Consider the following 16,023-nt stretch of genomic DNA (forward strand, 5'->3'; position numbering starts at 1 on the left):
TCGACGGTCCTGTACTTTGTTGACATGACTTCATGTCAAAAGAGGGACAGCCAATGACAGAGCAGGTCATCGCGGTGACCGGCGGCGCCCGTGGGATCGGCAGGGAGATCGCCGCGCAGCTCGCCCGCGCGGGTGCGCGCGTCGCGATCGGCGACATCGACGAATCGGCGGCACGCGCCACCGCCACCGAACTGGGTGCGCGGGTGCGGGGCTTCGGCCTCGATGTCGCCGACCGGGATTCGTTCGCGGCGTTCCTCGCCGCCGTCGAGCAGGAGTGGGGACCACTCGATGTGCTCGTCAACAACGCCGGGGTGATGTGGGTCGGCCCGTTCGACCGGGAACCCGAGGCCGCCCGGCGGCGCCAGTTCGACGTGAACGTGCACGGCGTCATCAACGGGGTGACCCTCGCCGCACCGGCCATGCGTGCCCGCGGCGCCGGGCACATCGTCACCGTGGCCTCCGCCGCGTCGAAGCTCGCCCCGCCCGGTGAGTCCTCCTACGCCGCGACCAAGCACGCCGTTTTCGGCTACCTGAGCGGGGTGCGCGCTGAACTGCGCGGCAGCGGGGTCGAACTCTCGGTGGTCATGCCGACCGTGGTGGACACCGAACTGGCGACCGGCACCGACACCGGCGCGGTGGCGCTGCTCCAGCCCGCCGATGTCGCCCGCGCCGTCGCCCGGACGATCGAACACCCTCGATTCGAGGTGACAGTGCCCCGCTACATCGGACCGCTGCTGCGCGCGGTGAACGTCCTCCCGGCCGCCCTGCGCGACCGTGTCCTTCTCGGCATGGTTCCGGATCAAGTTGCCGCCGTAAATGATTCATCGAGCCGGGCCGACTACGAACACAAGGTCTGTGACCCCACCGAACCTCCGTCCACGCCTACGACAGGAACCCCGAAATGACCACGACCGACGCGCTCGGCGATATTCGGCCGATACCGGAGTTCGCCGGTGTCCATGACGTGTGGCCGCGCGGCGACCGGCTCGAGGCGGTGCGCGAAGGCGCGCTCCGCTACCGCGAGCGGTTCCTCCGGCAGGGGCAGGTGCGGGCGGTCAAGAGCTTCGACATCGCCGCCGCCCCGTATCCGCAGCGATTCGCCTTCCAGGGCTATTCGATCGGCCCCAACCCGATGATCTCGATCATCAACCGCATGTTCGTGGTCCAATTCGAGGGATTCGACGGCGCTCTCCGAACGCTGGTCTGGGAGCCCACCGTCGCGGCGGGATCGGGCAAGGCCCCGTTCTACGCGAAGCTGCAGAAACTCTCGCGCACCTTGCGCGCGGAATCGCTGTTCGTCAAGTACTACAACGATCCCGAGGCGGTGCTGCCCCGCCTGGGCCTGCGCAACGAGGATGTCGACTACGTCAGCTTCGACCATCTGCATGTGCAGGACATCCGCATGATCATGGGCAGCGACGAGCCGATCGACGGTGAGTCGGGCCCGCGTGACCCGCTGTTCCCGAACGCGCGGATGCTCGTGCAGCGCACCGAACTCGGCACGCTGGAATCGGTGCACCCGATGCAGTGGGCGTGGTACGTCGACGGTGGCATGGACGGCGTCCCCGCCGAGCGACTGCGGGTCCTCGACGGTGACGTCGAGTTGGGTATCGGGGTGAGCCTGCTGTGGACACCCGGCCACACCGACGGTAACCACTCGCTGTGTGTGAACACGCCCGACGGTGTGTGGGTGTCCTCGGAGAACGGGATGGCCGCCGACAGCTGGCAACCGGAACTGTCCAAGATTCCCGGGGTCCGGCAGCAGGCGCAGTTCTACGGCCGCGAAGTCGTCCTCAACGCGAACACTCTCGAAGACTCGCTGGATCAGTACGATTCCATGGTCAAGGAGAAGACCATGGCTTCCCGGTCACCGCGCGATCCGCGCTGGCTGCAAGTCGTTCCCTCCTCCGAATGCGCGAACTGGAAGCGGCAGTGGCCGGTCGTGCCGACCTTCACCCACGGCGGACTCGACTACGGGACGATCGCGATCCCGCCGCGGGCCGATGACTAGGATGGAGACCTTCTAGATCAGGTAGCCGGATGCGGGAGGACAGTGACCGAGACCGACGCTCCGTCCGAGAACCGAGTTCCGTCGCGCCGTTACGGCGGACGGGACAAGGCGAGTCGAAGCGCTGAGCGTCGAGCCGCTCTCCTCGCGGCCGGCTTGGAACTGTTCGGCACCATCGGCTATCCGGCGTCCTCGGTGAAGAAGATCTGCGACCACGCGGGTTTGACCGAACGGTATTTCTACGAGTCCTTCACTCATCGTGAGGCGCTGCTGCGCGCGGTCTACGACGGTCAGATCGAACAGGTCCGCGCCGCGACCTTGGCGGCGCTCGCGGGGGCCGAGCCCGATCTGGCTCCCCAGGCTCACGCCAGTGTCGACGCCTTCGTTCGGACCGTGGCCGCCGACCCGCGCCGTGCCCGCGTCATCTTCATCGAGGTCGTCGGAGTCAGCGCCGAGCTCGAGGTGCACCGGCGCGCGGTCATGCACGAATTCGCCCAGCTGATCGCCGGTTTCGCCGACACCTATTTCCATATACCCGCCACCGATCGCTTGGCGATCGCGGCGATGCTGTTCGCCGGCGGTATGACCGAGCTGATGGTGGACTGGACGCTCGCCGACACACCGCTGCCGCTCGACGAACTGATCGACGTCGCCGTCAGCATCCTGATCCACGGCCTCGGGACCCTCGAGCGCCGACCCGGCGAACAGGTATAGCCGAGTCCGCGATCAGTCGGCGCGTCCGAATTCCCCGCGGTAGTGCTCGGACAGCGCGGGGTAGTAGTCCTCGAAATTCACCGTGGCCGGGTCGCGGTCGGCCTCGGCGGCGATCAGACGGTCGAGGTAGTAGTCCCAGCCCGGTCCGACGTTCTCCGCCATGGTGGGGTCGGGCACGTTCTGGGCGAAGGTCAGGGTGGTGACGCCGCCTTCCTCGGTGAGGTCGAGGCGCAGCTGCCAGTGTTCGGGGTTCTCCCCGTCGTAGGGCATCGATGTGGTGACCCGCAGCCGGTGCGGGGCATCGCATTCGTCGATCCGGAATCGCTCGGGGGGCATCTCCCCCTCGAAGATCATCTGGAACTTCACTTCGCCCGACGCCGGGTCGCCGGTCCAGGTGCCGAGCCAGCGTGCCAGTCGCTGCGGCTCGGTGACGGCGGCCCAGACGTCCTCGATCGGTGCGCGGAAGGTTCGGGTCCATTCGCAGTAGATGCCGTCGGCGAGGTCGCGGCGGTGTCCGGTCGCGGTGGGTGTGGTCATGCGGTCTGCTCCTTGTCGCTGTCGCTGTCGGTGCTGGTCGTGGCTCGGCGTTCCCGGGTGGTGCGGCGGACTTCGAGGTCGAGACCGTCGAGCGCGTGCTCCGGAATCGGCGGCTGTGGCGGTCGTAGTTTTTCCAGATAGTCGTGCAACGGCGTGAGCCCCGCGGGGGCGAGGCGATAGTGGCGTTCGCGGCCGTGCGGTTCGGCGCAGACCAGGCCCGCATCGGTGAGGATCCGGAGATGTTTGCTGATCGCCGGCCTGCTGATGGGGTATTCCGCGGCGAGATCGACGACCCTGGCGGGTGCGCCGGCGAGCCGTTCGAGCAGGTCGCGGCGCACGGAGTCGGCCAGTGCTTCGAACACGTCCACCCCTTAATTGGTAACCGATGAGTTACCAATAGTCAAGAGTGAACCGCTGGTGGTGGCCTCGGAACACGGAAACGGCCCGACCAGTCGGTCGGGCCGTTTCGCGATGCGCCGGAGCGTGTGTGGCGTCGAGTACGAGATCGGGCTATTCGGCGAGGCGGTGGGTTCCGTCGCGCACGGTGCCGACGAACTCTTCGATCAGGTCCTCCAGGGCGACCACGCCGACGGTGTTGCCGCGGCTGTCGACCACCCGTCCCAGATGGCTACTGGTACGGCGCAACCGGGCCAACGCCTCGTACAGCGGAGTTCCGGTGCTCACCGTGGGCAGCGGGCGGATATCGGTGCGGGGGATGACGGTGTCGGGGCCCGCGTTGTCGTCGGCGACCTCGTCGAGGACGTCCTTGATGTGCAGGTAACCCACCAGGGAACCGTCGGAGGCGGCGACCGGATAGCGGGAGAAGCCGGTTTCGGACACCGCTTCCTCGACCTCGCCGAGGGTGGTGCCGTTGCCGATCAGCGGCACCGACCTGGCTTGGGCCAACGGCACCATCACATCGCCGACGACCTGGTCGGACGTGCCGAGAGCCTGGGTGAGCCTGCGGTGTTCCTCCTCGTCGAGGAGCCCCTCGGAGCGGGATTCGCCGATCATCTCGGCCAGTTCCACCGTCGAGACCGTGGCGTCGAGCTCGTCCTTCGGCTCGATCCGCATCATCCGCAGCGTCATGTTCGCGGCCAGGTTGTACAGCGCGATCAGCGGTCGCGCGATCCGCAACCACATCAGGTGGATCGGCACCAGCAGCAGCGCCGAGCGTTCCGGACCGGCCAAGGCGATGTTCTTGGGCACCATCTCGCCGAGCAGGATGTGCAGGATCACCACCACCGTGAGCGCGAGCGCGAAGCCCACCGGGTGCAGCAACTGATCGGGCAGGCCGAGCAGTTCGAACGGGCGCTCGATCAGGTGCGCGATCGCGGGCTCACCGACGCGGCCGAGCAGGATCGAGCAGATGGTGATGCCGAGCTGAGCCGCGGCGAGCATGATCGACAGGTTCTCGCCCGCCTCGATCACCGTCTGGGCCTTCTTCTTGCCTTGGGCGACAAGGGCTTCCAGCCGATCGCGGCGGGCGGAGATGAGGGCGAACTCGGCGGCGACGAAGAACGCGTTGCCCGCCAGCAGGACGACGGTCAGCAAGATTCCGAACAGGTCACCCATGAGCGTTCTCCCGTGCCGAGAGGTTGGCCGCGTCGACGGGGATCAACCGCACCCGGTCGATGCGCCGTCCGTCCATCCGTTCCACCCGGGCGATCCAGCCGCCCCCGGAACCGCGGGATGCGGGCAGCACCACTTCGTCACCGGTCACCGGGATGCGGCCGAGCTGGGCCAGTACCAGACCACCGAGGGTTTCGTATTCGCCCTCGGGCGCGTCGTAGCCGGTCGCGCGCGACACCTCGTCGATGCGCATCAGACCCGAGCAGTCCCAGCCGTCGGAGACCCGGCGCACATCGCGCTCCTCCTCGTCGTGCTCGTCGCGCACGTCGCCGAGGATCTCCTCGATCAGGTCCTCCATGGTCACCATGCCCGCGGTGCCGCCGTATTCGTCGACGACCAGGGCCACCTGCATGCCGTCGGCGCGGACGCGCTCGAGGACTTCGTCGCCGTCCAGGCTGGCGGGCACGATCGGCACCGCGACGGCGAGGTCGCTGAGCGGAATCTGCTTGCGCAGCTCACCCGGATGGGTGAACGCCTGCTTGACGTGCACCACGCCGAGCGTGTTGTCGAGGTCGCCGTCGACCACCGGGAACCGCGAGTAGCCGGTGCGCGCCGCGGCGGCGATGAGATCGGCGATGGTGTCGTGGCGGTCCAGCGACTCGACCTTCACGCGCGGTGTCATCAGGTCCTCGGCGCTGCGCTCACCGAATTCCAGGGAGCGGTCCATCACCTGCGCGGTGCGCTGATCCATCGCGCCACGCATGGCGGAGGTGCGTACCAGTGAACCGAGTTCCTGGGGCGAGCGGGCCGAGCGCAGTTCCTCGGCGGGTTCGATGCCGAGCCTGCGGACCACCCAGTTGGCGGCACCGTTGAGAAAACGAATGAGCCACTTGAACAGGGCGGAGAAGCCGATCATCGGGCCCGAGGTGAGCCGGGCGACCTTCATCGGCTCGGCGATCGCGATGTTCTTGGGCACCAATTCGCCATAGATCATCGACAGCGAGGTCGCGATGATCAGGGCCAGCGCCAAGGCGATGCCGTGCGAAGCGTTTTCGCTCAACCCGATGCCGTGCAACAGCGGATCGAGCAACCGGGCCAGGACGGGTTCGGCGATGAAGCCGGTGATCAGCGTCGTGATGGTGATGCCGAGCTGGGCGCCGGAGAGCTGGAACGACAGGGTGTGATGGGCCTGTTTCACCAGCCGTGACCGGGTGTCACCTTCACGAGCGGCCGCTTCGACGGTGCTGCGTTCCAGTGCGGTGAGGGAGAACTCGGCGGCGACGAACAGTGCCGTTCCGAGGGTGAGTGCGACGAAGCCGAGCAGGCTGAGCACGGTCAGAACGATGGACATCCTCAGCACCACCCGAGTGGGGGCGCGGGAGGGAAACCGGGGGATCGAACGGACGCTGCGGAAAGGAGGACGCCGGGTTTGTCACCCGGCTCCGTAGAGGAGCCCTCCTGTGTGGCGCCCTTGGACGCGGGTGACAACTGGATCCTTTCGAGGCGGGAGTGGAGCATGTGCCGTGATCGGCAACTCCATAGTAATCCGTGCCCAACCATGATGTGTCAGCGGCGCGGCCCCCGGCATCCCGACGGCGGCCGATCGAAGGGTTCGATCGGCCGCTGCGGGCGAGGTTCACCAGCCGCTGGGCAGCGGCCGACCTTCGGCGAAGCCGGCGGCGGACTGGACGCCGAGCACGGCCTTGTCGTGGAATTCCGGCAGCGAGCGAGCACCGGCGTAGGTGCACGAGCTGCGCACACCCGAGCAGATGTGGTCGATGAGATCCTCGACGCCGGGACGCTCGGGATCCAGACGCATCCGCGAACTGGAGATGCCCTCTTCGAACAGTGCCTTGCGGGCGCGGTCGAAGCTACTGTCGGCGGCGGTGCGGGCGGCGACAGCACGCTTGGACGCCATGCCGAAGCTTTCCTTGTACTTGTTGCCGTCGCGGTCGATGCGCAGGTCGCCGGGGGACTCGTAGGTGCCGGCGAACCAGGAACCGATCATCACGTTCGACGCACCCGCGGCCAGCGCCAGCGCCACGTCGCGGGGGTGCCGGACGCCACCGTCGGCCCACACGTGCACACCGAGTTCCTTTGCCGCGGCGGCACATTCGGCCACGGCGGAGAACTGTGGGCGACCGACGCCGGTCATCATGCGGGTGGTGCACATGGCGCCGGGGCCGACGCCGACCTTGATGATGGTCGCGCCCGCCTCGGCCAGCTCGCGGGTGCCCTCGGCGGAGACCACGTTGCCCGCGACCAGGGGCAGGCCGAGGCCGAGATCGGCGACGGTGCGCAGGGATTCGAGCATTTTGGTCTGGTGGCCGTGCGCGGTGTCGAGGACGAGCACATCGGCTCCCGCCTCGGCCAGGGCCTTCGCCTTGGCGGCCACGTCACCGTTGATGCCGACGGCGGCGGCGACGCGCAGCTTGCCGTTCGCGTCGACCGCGGGGGTGTAGATGCCGGCGCGGACGGTGCCGGTGCGGGTCATCACGCCCGCGAGGGTGCCGTCGGGGTGGGTGAGCACCGCGAGCTGGGCGTGGGCTTCGGCGAGGCGGTCGAAGATGTCGCGCGGGGAGGCCTCGACGGCCACCTGGACGAAATCGGTGAACGCCACCTCGCGCAGGCGCGCGAACCGGTCGACATCGGCGCAGGCGGCCTCGGTGACCACGCCGACCGGCTTGCCGCCCTCGACGACCACGACGGCGCCGTGTGCGCGCTTGTGCATCAGCGCCACCGCGTCGGACACCGAACGATCGGGGTCGAGGGTGACCGGGGTGTCGGCGGTGAGCGAGCGGCTCTTGACGAACGCGATGGTGTCGGCGGCCGCGGGGATGGGCAAATCCTGGGGGAGTACCACGATGCCACCGCGGCGAGCGACGGTCTCGGCCATCCGCTTGCCCGCGACCGCGGTCATGTTCGCGACCACGAGGGGGATGGTGGTACCGGTCCCGTCGACGCTGGCCAGGTCCACATCGAACCTGGACGCGACATCGGTCCGGTTCGGGACCAGGAAGAGGTCGTCGTAGGTCAGGTCGTACGGCGGCTGGGGTCCCGGAAGAAATCGCACTTGATTGATAGTAGCCCTGTGAGCACCGCGGCGTGCAAATCCCGCGACGTGTCAGCGCGTGGGCTCGGCGGTGACCGCTCTGGTGCGACACAGGGCCACGGTCGCCGCGCACATCACCACGACGCAGACGCCGACGACGACCAGTCCGAGACCGCTGGTGCGCAAATGCTCGTTGAGAGCGGTGAGACCGAGGAACGCGGCGGCCAAGGGTTCGGCGATGGTCGCCGCGGGGAGCGAGGCCGACAGCGGCCCGGCCTGGAACGCGCGCTGTTGCAGGTACACGCCGAGCAGTCCCGCCGCCACCAGCATCCAGGTCTGCCACCCGCCGAGCACCGCGCCGATCCCGTCACCGAACAGGGTGACCACGCGATCGGTGAGTGCGGCGGCCATTCCGAACAGCGCGCCACCGGCGAGACCGAGAGCGAGCGCCTGTCCCGATCGGCTGCTGATCGTCAGCCCGGCGACGGTCGCGGCCACGATGACGCCGAGCAGAATCGCCAAGGGCACCAACCATTCCCGGAAGGGTGCGGTGTCCTCGCCCGCTGTCGGATCGCCCACGATCAGGAACAGCGCGAGCGCCGCGACGAGGATCAGCGCGGTGGTGGCGGCGCGCGCGGTGATGCGCTGCCCGTTCAGTCGCGCGGACAGGGGGAGCGCGAAGACCAAGGCGCTCACCAGAATCGGTTGCACCACCAGCACCGCGCCGAACGCGAGCGCGAGAACCTGCATCGCGTAACCGCCGGTGTCGCCGACGATTCCGGACCACCAGCGTGGGCTGCGGAGCAGTCCGCCGAGCAGGGACGTGCCTTCGGGCACTGCCGCGGCCGCCCGCTGCTGCGCTACGGCGCCCAGCGCGATCAACATGGCCGCGATCAGCGCGCACACGATGGTGGCGATCTCGTGGTTCGTCACCGGCTCAGTGTGCGGGATCCGGCCCTCGTCGGCGCTGATCTACGAACGGGAGTCGCGGTGTTCGGGTACCTGGAAACAGGCGCGTGGCCGAACCGTAATCGGTTCGGCCACGCGTTGATTCAGTTTGCCGTGCGGTTGCGGTGCACGGCGGGAGCGGCCGGACGCGCGGCGCGACGACGAGAATTCGTCGGCGTGTCGCCCGTGCGGGCGTGTCCACCGGCGCGGGTGCGCGGCTCGTGCGCCGGACGCTCGCGGCGCGGAGCGCCACCACGTCCCGCTTCGGCGGCCGGAGCGCCACCGGTGCGCGGACGACGAGTACGCCCGCCCCCGTTCGCCGAGCGGGTCGGCTGCGCGGGGGCGACCGGCGCGGCCAGTGCGATCCCGCTGGGCTTGCGGGCGCCGGTGATCTCCACCAGGTTCCGGTCGCCGGGGCGTACGTCGACACCGTCGGTGCGCACGCCTGCCTTGCGGGTCATCGCGGCGACGTCCTTGCGCTCCTCGTCGGTGACGAGGGTGACCACGACGCCGTCTTCACCGGCGCGCGCGGTGCGGCCCGCGCGGTGCAGGTAGGCCTTGTGCTCGGCGGGCGGGTCGAAGTGCACGACCAGCGAGACGCCGTCGATGTGGATGCCGCGCGCGGCGACATCGGTGGTGACCAGCACCGGCACCGACCCGTCGGCGAAGGCCGCCAGGGTGCGTACACGGTTGTTCTGGGCCTTGCCGCCGTGCAGCGAACCCGCGTCGACACCGGCGCCGCGCAGCTGCTTGGCCAGGCGGTCGGCGCCGTGCTTGGTGCGCACGAACATGATGGTCAGGCCCTCCCGCGCGGCGATCTCGGTGGCCACGGTGCGCTTGATGTTCTTGTCGCGCACGTAGAGCAGGTGGTGGGTCATGGTGCTCACCGAGGCCTCGGCGGGCGCGGTCGAGTGGGTCACCGGGTTGTGCATGTAGCGCTTGACCAGCTTGTCCACGTCGCCGTCGAGGGTGGCCGAGAACAGCAGGCGCTGGCCCTGCTTGGGGGTGCGGTCGAGCAGCCGGGTGACCTGGGGCAGGAAGCCCATGTCGGCCATGTGGTCGGCCTCGTCGAGCGCGGTGATCGACACGTCCGACAGGTCGGCGTTGCGCTGCTTGATCAGGTCGTCGAGACGGCCGGGGGTCGCGATGAGCAGGTCGACGCCGCGCGCCAGGCGATCGGCCTGACGCTTGATCGGTGCGCCACCGACGACGGAGGCCACGCGCAGGCCCAGCGAGCGGGCGGCGTCTTCCAGGGCCTTCTCGATCTGAGTGGCCAGCTCGCGGGTCGGTACCAGCACGAGGCCGCGCGGGCGGCCGGGCTTGGAGGGCGAACCCTGGGCCAGGCGGGTCAGCATCGGCAGGCCGAAGGCCAGGGTCTTGCCCGAGCCGGTCGGGCCGCGACCGAGCACGTCGCGCCCGGACAGAGCGTCGCCGATCGTGGCGGCCTGGATGGGGAAGGGCTTGTCGATGCCCGCGTTGCGCAGGGTCTGCACCAGTTCGACGGGCAGGCCGAGTTCGGCGAAGGTCGGTTCGTTGGGCACGGCAGAGTTGGTCAAGGTGGCCTTTCGTTGGGCTGCGAATCGCGCCGAACGATGATCGGCGCCGATTACCCGAATACGCGCCTCGGCGTGAGCGGGGTGCGGCCCAGCAGGAAGGACCGGTCTCCCAGGATAGGCGTGTTCGGGCTCGGGTGGGTAAACAGGCTGGTCAGCGAAGCGGTTGTGGCAAGGTCTGTGCCGCCGCGAATCGGGGAGCGATGGGGCGGTTGTCGTGCCGGACGCGCGGGGGATAACTGGCGGCGGATCGCCAGGTCAGCCGTGGAAGAGCCGGTTGAGCTCCTGCAGCCACGGCACCGCGACGGCCAGTGTGGGCACGACCAGAATCGCGGCCGAGCCGAGGTAGGCGGCGGTGGCGACTCTCACGTCTCCGGTGGTGCTCGCGAGTCGTTGGATGCGGATCAGAGTGGTCGGTCCGCCTGCGGCGAGCGCCCCCTGTGGTGCGGTGGATTTGGCGCAGGCGATCAGGGCGCGGGCGAGCGGCTTGGGGCCGGTGACCTTCACCGCGGAGTCGTCGGCGAGCAGTTCGATCAGCAGTTTCACCTGGCCGAGCGCGGCCTTGCTGCGGACAACCCGGGGAAAGGCCTCGTGCACGGCGGTGAACGCCTCGAGCACCAGATCGTGGCGTGCGCGCAGGTGCGAGCGCTCGTGGCTCACGATGGCGGTGACCTCGGAGTCGTCGAGGCTGGTCAGCGTGCCTTCGCTGATCACGACCCGCTGGCGAAGGCCGGGCAGGCAGTAGGCGATGGGTTCGGTGGCGGCCAGCACGCGGATGTCGGCGGCGCGGCGCATCGGACCGCTCTGATCGAGCAGGTCGACCAGCATGCGATGACGGGAGCGGCGGCGCCGGGTGTGCACACCGACGCGCACGATCGAGAACATCAGCCGGGCGCCGACCATCAGGGTCAGGGCGAAGACCAGCACGTACAGCGTCCACAGCGGCAGACCGAGCGCGTCGATCTCCTGGGTGGGCGAGGTGGTGGGCCTACCGTCGGGGCCGGGGACGAGCAGCAGGCTGGCGATGGCCAGCCCGGATCCGAAGGCGCTGAGCACAGCGGCCAGCGCGATCGCCTGCCACAACACCAGCGCCGCGCGCGGGCTGCGGTGGACCCAGGTAGCGCGACTGAGCAGCGCTGGTACGGGCCCTGCGAGGAGCAAGGCGAGACCAGCAAAGACTGCCGCGGTTGCGTTCATCGACTCTGCTCACTGCGTTGTGGGGCCAGGGGCGCTCACTCCATTGTGAGAGCCGCCAGGGAGTCTAGCCGCTGTTTTCGTCGGATTCGAGCTTGGCGAGTGCTTCGCGCAGCGCATCGGCCTCGTCCTTGCCCACTTGCTCCACGAAGTGCACCAGCGCCGCGGCGCGACTACCTGCGGCGTCGGCCTGTTGCAAGGCGTCGACCATCAGGCTCGCGACCAATTCGTCGCGGCTGTGAACCGGTGCGTATCGATGCGCGCGATCGTCGCGTCGCTGAACCACCAGGTCCTTCTTCGCCAGACGTTGGAGCACCGTCATCACTGTGGTGTACGCGAGCTCGCGCCGCGCGGCCAGCGCTTCGTGGACCTGCCGCACCGTCAGTGGCTCATCGGCCGACCACAACTGGTCCATGACCGCTTTTTCGAGTTCGCCGAGACCTGCCATCCCACCGATTTTACGGCCTCAACGACAAACATGCGTACTACAGATTGTCGTAACGGGGTGTTTGCTGTGTGTCATTCGTCATACCCGACCGCGCCGCGCACGTGCCGGGTCCCGATCGGGACGATCATCGGCCGCCCCGAGACTGGATCTGTCAGAACGGTGGCCTCGAGCCCGAAGACCTCCGCGAGCAGCTCGGCAGTGACGATGTCGGCCGGTTTGCCCCGCGCGACGATCGCGCCCGCGCGCATCACCACGAGCTCGTCGCTGTAGCGGATGGCGAGGTTGAGATCGTGCAGCACCATCACGACCGTGCGCCCGAACTCGGCGTGCAGGCGGTCGACGAGGTCGAGGACTTCCAGCGAGTGCGCGAGATCGAGGTAGGTGGTCGGCTCGTCGAGAAGCAGGATGTCGGTGCCCTGGGCCAGGGCCATGGAGATCCAGGCGCGCTGGCGTTGGCCGCCGGAGAGTTCGTCGAGGGTCCGGTCGGCCAGGTCGGCGATACCGGTCTGGGCCAGCGCGGCCGCGACCTCGGTCTCGTCGTCGGCCGACCACTGCCGCAACCAGGACTGATGCGGATGACGTCCCCGCGCGACCAGGTCGGCGACGGTGAGCCCTTCGGGCGCGACCGGAGTCTGCGGCAGCATGCCGATCACCCTGGCCACGTCCTTGGTCTTCATCGACGAGATGGCCTTACCGTCGAGGACGACCTGTCCCGCGCTGGGGCGCAGCAGCCTGCCCAGTGATTTCAGCAGTGTCGACTTGCCGCAGCCGTTGGGGCCGATGACCGTGGTGACCACGCCGGGCGCGATGTCGAGGCTGAGCTCGTCGACGATCACTCGCTCGCCGTAGCCGAGGGAAACGGCGTCGGCGGCGAGGCGGTGGGCGGGGCTGGTCATGAGAGCGTGGCCTTCCGATTCATGCGGACGAGCAGGTAGAGCAGGAACGGTCCGCCGAGCGCGGCGGTGACGATACCGACCGGCAGGTCCACCGGCAGTAGCGCCCGCGAGATGACGTCGGCCCCCGCGACCAGTGCGGCGCCGGTCAACGCCGAGGCGATCAGCGGCTCGCCTGCGGTCCGCAGCGCCATTCTCGCGATCTGCGGTGCGGCGAGGGCGACGAATCCGACCGGCCCGACAGCCGCGGTCGCCACCGAGGCCGCCACCACCGACGCGCCGATGAGCAGCGCCTGTTGCGACTGGATCCGCACACCGAGCACCCGGGTGGAGTCCTCGCCGAGACGCAGCGCGGCCAGCGTGCGCGCCGACACCAGCGACACCACGGTCACCACGGACAGCGCGATGACGGCGGGCACGACCTTCGACATGTCCGCTCCGTTGAGCGACCCGGTGAGCCAGAGCTGGGCACGGGCGGCATCGGTCAGGCTGGCACGGGTGAGCAGCCAGCTGATCACCGACATCAGGACCGCGTTCACGCCGATGCCGATCAGGACGAGCCGGAACCCGGTGACACCACGCTCGCCGCCGCCCCCGCGACCCCACGCCAGGAGATAGATGACGACCGCGGTCAACAGGCCGCCGGTCAGCGCGGCGATCGGGGCTCCGACGGTCGCGACCAGGCCGGTCGTCGCACCACCGCTGCCGACCAGCACCGCGACGGCGCCGACGCTGGCGCCGGTGGTGATGCCGAGGACGTCCGGCCCGGCCAGTGGGTTGTGCAGGATCGACTGCATCAGCGCGCCCGACAATCCGAGCGCGGCTCCGACGACCACGGCGGTCAGCGCCCGTGGCAATCGCGATTCGATGATGATGAAGCGCTGGGATCTGGTGCCGCCGCCGCCGAGCACGTCGAGTACGCGTCCCAGGGGGATATGCGTATCGCCGACGGCGATGTCCAGGCAGAACAGTGCGAACACCGCGACCGCCAATGCCACCACGATGCCGAACACGACCGGCCGCAGCACCAACGACACCGGCCCGACCCGCAGCGCGGGGCGCACCCGGCGCAGCTCGGTCACCGCGTGATCCGCTCGGTCGGCGCTCGGGGATTCGGCGGTAACCCGGTCGGCGGCCTTGCCCACCTCGACCCCACTCACAGCGCCACCAACTTCTTGCGACGCACCAACACGATGAAGAACGGCGCGCCGATCGCGGCCAGCATCACCCCGACCTGGAGTTCACCGGGCCGGGCGATCACCCGTCCGGCGACGTCGGCGACGAGCAGCAGCAGCCCGCCGAGGAGCCCGGAGTAGGGGATCAGCCACTTGTTGTCCGGTCCGGTGATGGTCCGGGCCATGTGCGGAACCACCAGCCCCAGAAACGCGATCGGCCCGATCGCCGCGGTCGCCCCGCCGCTGAGCAGCACCACCGCCAACAGGCCGAAGGCCCGCGCCCGGGTGACGTCGACGCCGAGTCCGCGGGCGACATCGTCACCGAGGCTCAGCAGATTCAGGCTGGGCGCCGCGGCCATGGCCATGCCGATGCCGATCACCAGAAACGGCAGGACCTCCCAGAACACTTCCGCTTCGCGCCCGGCCACATTGCCGACCACCCAGAACCGATAGGTATCGAGCGCCGCGTTGTCGAGCACGATGATCGCGTTCGTCATCGCCTGGAGGAAGGCGGTGACCGCCGCGCCGGCCAGGATCAGGCTCAACGGGCTCGCCTTGCCCCCGCCGATCGAGGAGACCCCGAACACGATCACCCCCGCGATCGCCGAGCCGGCGAAGGCGAACCAGATGTATTGCGCGGGTGCGGTGAACCCGAACAGAAAGATGCTCAGCGCGGCCAGAAAGCCCGCGCCCGCATTCAGTCCTAACAATCCGGCATCAGCGAGCGGATTCCGGGTATACCCCTGGATGAGCGCGCCCGCCACGCCCAACGCCATCCCGGCGAACAGGGCCAATGCGGTGCGCGGCAGACGCAGCTCACGCACGATTTCCTCGGCGGTGGAGCGGGCCGGGCATCGGAACGGGCCGCCGTCGCAGCCGAAAGCGTGTGTGACGGCGTCGAACACCGTGGTGGGTGCGAGCGAGCGGGTGCCGATGGCAATGCTCGCCACCACCGCCACGGTGAGCAAGACAACGAGCAGCAGAAGCCCGGTCAGACGACGACGTCTGACGGTGCCAGGGTGGATCACGGCGACGAACTTCTCCTGCCTCGAAACCGGACACGACTTGTGAAGTCTGGTAAGCCTAACCTATGTTCCGAGACATCATCGTCACGGGAACCAACGTTCGAGGAGGTTCGATGTCCGAGCCCGTCACCACCGCTACTTCCCGCACCACCGCCGCGTTCGACCGCGCCTGTGCCAGGTTGCAATCGCTGCAACCCGAGCATCCGCGCGTGTATGCCGTCGCGGCGATGAGCGGGCAGGGCAAACGGCGATGGTGGCATGTGCCCAACGGGCTGTCCGAGGGTCGCGTCGAGCTGATGTACCGACGTCACGCCGCGGAGATGATCAACGACGAGATCGCCGCCGAAGTGGTGGCCACCGCGCTCATCCACGCCGTGGCGGGCCGCGTCACGGCACTGTTCGTGATGGACGCGCAGGCGTGGGATCCCGGTCGCGACAACCTGTGGATCCACCACGACAACGACGGCGGCATCGACTGGGCGGGCTTGACCGACACCACGATTCGCGTCGTCGACTGCGATCCCGAGCCGGGCGCGGTCGCCTTCCCCTGCGAAGCCGCCATGGCGGTCTGGCTCGCCCAACGCTGCGCGTCGTCGCTGATCCCGCTGCAATCGGTCCTCACTCGCTGCTCCGGTCTGCCCGCTCGCCGTTTCTGGACCCTCGTCGGCGAATCCGTCATCGGCGCGGCGACCTACGTTCCCGATCTGGCACGCGCCGATGTCTCCGCGGGCGCGCGCCGCGGCCAGCTCCTGCTCGGCGCCTTCGAGGAACGCGGCCTCCCGGTGCGCCGCAGCAGCTGCCTGCAGCGCTAGCCAGATCTGGACGGTTGATCACCAGGATCTCATGCCGGTATCCGCCGCGCGAATTCGGTGATCGCGTATGCGGGCGTGGTCGGGCGGCCGCC

Annotated in this window: 16 protein-coding genes; 4 read left to right on the top strand and 12 right to left on the bottom strand. The window is 68.9% G+C overall.

Annotated elements, in window-relative coordinates:
* Positions 1-53 precede the first annotated feature (53 nt).
* From ACFVJ5_RS02005 to ACFVJ5_RS02015, 3 genes are read left to right on the top strand one after another with little or no spacing between them, the layout of a single operon-like run.
* A complete protein-coding gene (locus ACFVJ5_RS02005) occupies positions 54-905 on the top strand; it encodes an SDR family oxidoreductase (RefSeq protein WP_379218058.1) in 852 nt (283 codons plus the stop codon).
* The gene (locus tag ACFVJ5_RS02010) at positions 902-2,011 is read left to right on the top strand and encodes a hypothetical protein (protein WP_379218059.1); all 1,110 of its coding nucleotides are present in this window, start codon (positions 902-904) and stop codon (positions 2,009-2,011) included. Before ACFVJ5_RS02005 ends, ACFVJ5_RS02010 begins: the two co-directional genes overlap by 4 nt.
* A gap of 42 nt (positions 2,012-2,053) precedes the next feature.
* Positions 2,054-2,722, top strand: a complete 669-nt coding sequence (locus tag ACFVJ5_RS02015) for a TetR/AcrR family transcriptional regulator (RefSeq protein WP_379218060.1) — start codon at positions 2,054-2,056, stop codon at positions 2,720-2,722.
* Positions 2,723-2,734: 12 nt separating this feature from the next.
* Here the strand turns inward: ACFVJ5_RS02015 and ACFVJ5_RS02020 are convergent, their stop codons facing one another.
* The 12 genes from ACFVJ5_RS02020 to ACFVJ5_RS02075 all read right to left on the bottom strand — a co-directional run bounded on the left by ACFVJ5_RS02020 (position 2,735) and on the right by ACFVJ5_RS02075 (position 15,122).
* The gene (locus ACFVJ5_RS02020) at positions 2,735-3,259 is read right to left on the bottom strand and encodes an SRPBCC family protein (RefSeq protein ID WP_379218061.1); all 525 of its coding nucleotides are present in this window, start codon (positions 3,257-3,259) and stop codon (positions 2,735-2,737) included.
* Entirely contained in the window at positions 3,256-3,627 is a 372-nt protein-coding gene (locus tag ACFVJ5_RS02025; protein ID WP_379218062.1) for an ArsR/SmtB family transcription factor, read from the bottom strand. Before ACFVJ5_RS02025 ends, ACFVJ5_RS02020 begins: the two co-directional genes overlap by 4 nt.
* A gap of 142 nt (positions 3,628-3,769) precedes the next feature.
* A complete protein-coding gene (locus ACFVJ5_RS02030) occupies positions 3,770-4,834 on the bottom strand; it encodes a hemolysin family protein (RefSeq protein WP_379218063.1) in 1,065 nt (354 codons plus the stop codon).
* Positions 4,827-6,182 (bottom strand): hemolysin family protein, encoded by a 1,356-nt coding sequence (locus tag ACFVJ5_RS02035; RefSeq protein ID WP_379218064.1) that lies wholly within the window; start codon positions 6,180-6,182, stop codon positions 4,827-4,829. The genes ACFVJ5_RS02030 and ACFVJ5_RS02035 overlap by 8 nt, the downstream gene beginning before the upstream one ends.
* 285 nt (positions 6,183-6,467) lie before the next feature.
* Positions 6,468-7,904: a GuaB1 family IMP dehydrogenase-related protein gene (locus ACFVJ5_RS02040; RefSeq protein ID WP_379218065.1), complete on the bottom strand. Its 1,437-nt coding sequence runs from the start codon at positions 7,902-7,904 to the stop codon at positions 6,468-6,470.
* 51 nt (positions 7,905-7,955) lie between these two features.
* Positions 7,956-8,816, bottom strand: a complete 861-nt coding sequence (locus ACFVJ5_RS02045; protein ID WP_379218066.1) for a DMT family transporter — start codon at positions 8,814-8,816, stop codon at positions 7,956-7,958.
* Between the two features lie 119 nt (positions 8,817-8,935).
* Complete coding sequence (locus ACFVJ5_RS02050; RefSeq protein ID WP_379218067.1) at positions 8,936-10,387, bottom strand: DEAD/DEAH box helicase; 1,452 nt, start codon at positions 10,385-10,387, stop codon at positions 8,936-8,938.
* A 255-nt stretch (positions 10,388-10,642) separates the two neighbouring features.
* Positions 10,643-11,581, bottom strand: a complete 939-nt coding sequence (locus ACFVJ5_RS02055) for a M56 family metallopeptidase (RefSeq protein ID WP_379218068.1) — start codon at positions 11,579-11,581, stop codon at positions 10,643-10,645.
* Between the two features lie 64 nt (positions 11,582-11,645).
* Positions 11,646-12,035, bottom strand: a complete 390-nt coding sequence (locus ACFVJ5_RS02060; protein WP_279537543.1) for a BlaI/MecI/CopY family transcriptional regulator — start codon at positions 12,033-12,035, stop codon at positions 11,646-11,648.
* Between the two features lie 62 nt (positions 12,036-12,097).
* Positions 12,098-12,922, bottom strand: a complete 825-nt coding sequence (locus tag ACFVJ5_RS02065) for an ABC transporter ATP-binding protein (RefSeq protein WP_379218069.1) — start codon at positions 12,920-12,922, stop codon at positions 12,098-12,100.
* Positions 12,919-14,001, bottom strand: a complete 1,083-nt coding sequence (locus ACFVJ5_RS02070) for a FecCD family ABC transporter permease (RefSeq protein ID WP_379219747.1) — start codon at positions 13,999-14,001, stop codon at positions 12,919-12,921. The genes ACFVJ5_RS02065 and ACFVJ5_RS02070 overlap by 4 nt, the downstream gene beginning before the upstream one ends.
* 74 nt (positions 14,002-14,075) lie before the next feature.
* On the bottom strand, positions 14,076-15,122 hold the full coding sequence (locus ACFVJ5_RS02075; RefSeq protein ID WP_379218070.1) for a FecCD family ABC transporter permease: 1,047 nt from the start codon (positions 15,120-15,122) through the stop codon (positions 14,076-14,078).
* A gap of 110 nt (positions 15,123-15,232) precedes the next feature.
* Between ACFVJ5_RS02075 and ACFVJ5_RS02080 the strand changes: the two genes are divergently transcribed.
* A complete protein-coding gene (locus ACFVJ5_RS02080; protein ID WP_379218071.1) occupies positions 15,233-15,931 on the top strand; it encodes a hypothetical protein in 699 nt (232 codons plus the stop codon).
* Positions 15,932-16,023: the final 92 nt, after the last annotated feature.

The organism is Nocardia sp. NPDC127606 (genome assembly GCF_042671725.1).
Classification (GTDB): Bacteria; Actinomycetota; Actinomycetes; order Mycobacteriales; family Mycobacteriaceae; genus Nocardia.

Excerpts from the sequence above, each read along its gene's own strand:
- ACFVJ5_RS02030 (WP_379218063.1), bottom strand. The coding sequence starts at position 4,834 with ATGGGTGACCTGTTCGGAATCTTGCTGACCGTCGTCCTGCTGGCGGGC.
- ACFVJ5_RS02005 (WP_379218058.1), top strand. The coding sequence starts at position 54 with ATGACAGAGCAGGTCATCGCGGTGACCGGCGGCGCCCGTGGGATCGGC.
- ACFVJ5_RS02080 (WP_379218071.1), top strand. The coding sequence starts at position 15,233 with ATGTCCGAGCCCGTCACCACCGCTACTTCCCGCACCACCGCCGCGTTC.
- ACFVJ5_RS02020 (WP_379218061.1), bottom strand. The coding sequence starts at position 3,259 with ATGACCACACCCACCGCGACCGGACACCGCCGCGACCTCGCCGACGGC.
- ACFVJ5_RS02035 (WP_379218064.1), bottom strand. The coding sequence starts at position 6,182 with ATGTCCATCGTTCTGACCGTGCTCAGCCTGCTCGGCTTCGTCGCACTC.
- ACFVJ5_RS02010 (WP_379218059.1), top strand. The coding sequence starts at position 902 with ATGACCACGACCGACGCGCTCGGCGATATTCGGCCGATACCGGAGTTC.
- ACFVJ5_RS02065 (WP_379218069.1), bottom strand. The coding sequence starts at position 12,922 with ATGACCAGCCCCGCCCACCGCCTCGCCGCCGACGCCGTTTCCCTCGGC.
- ACFVJ5_RS02055 (WP_379218068.1), bottom strand. The coding sequence starts at position 11,581 with ATGAACGCAACCGCGGCAGTCTTTGCTGGTCTCGCCTTGCTCCTCGCA.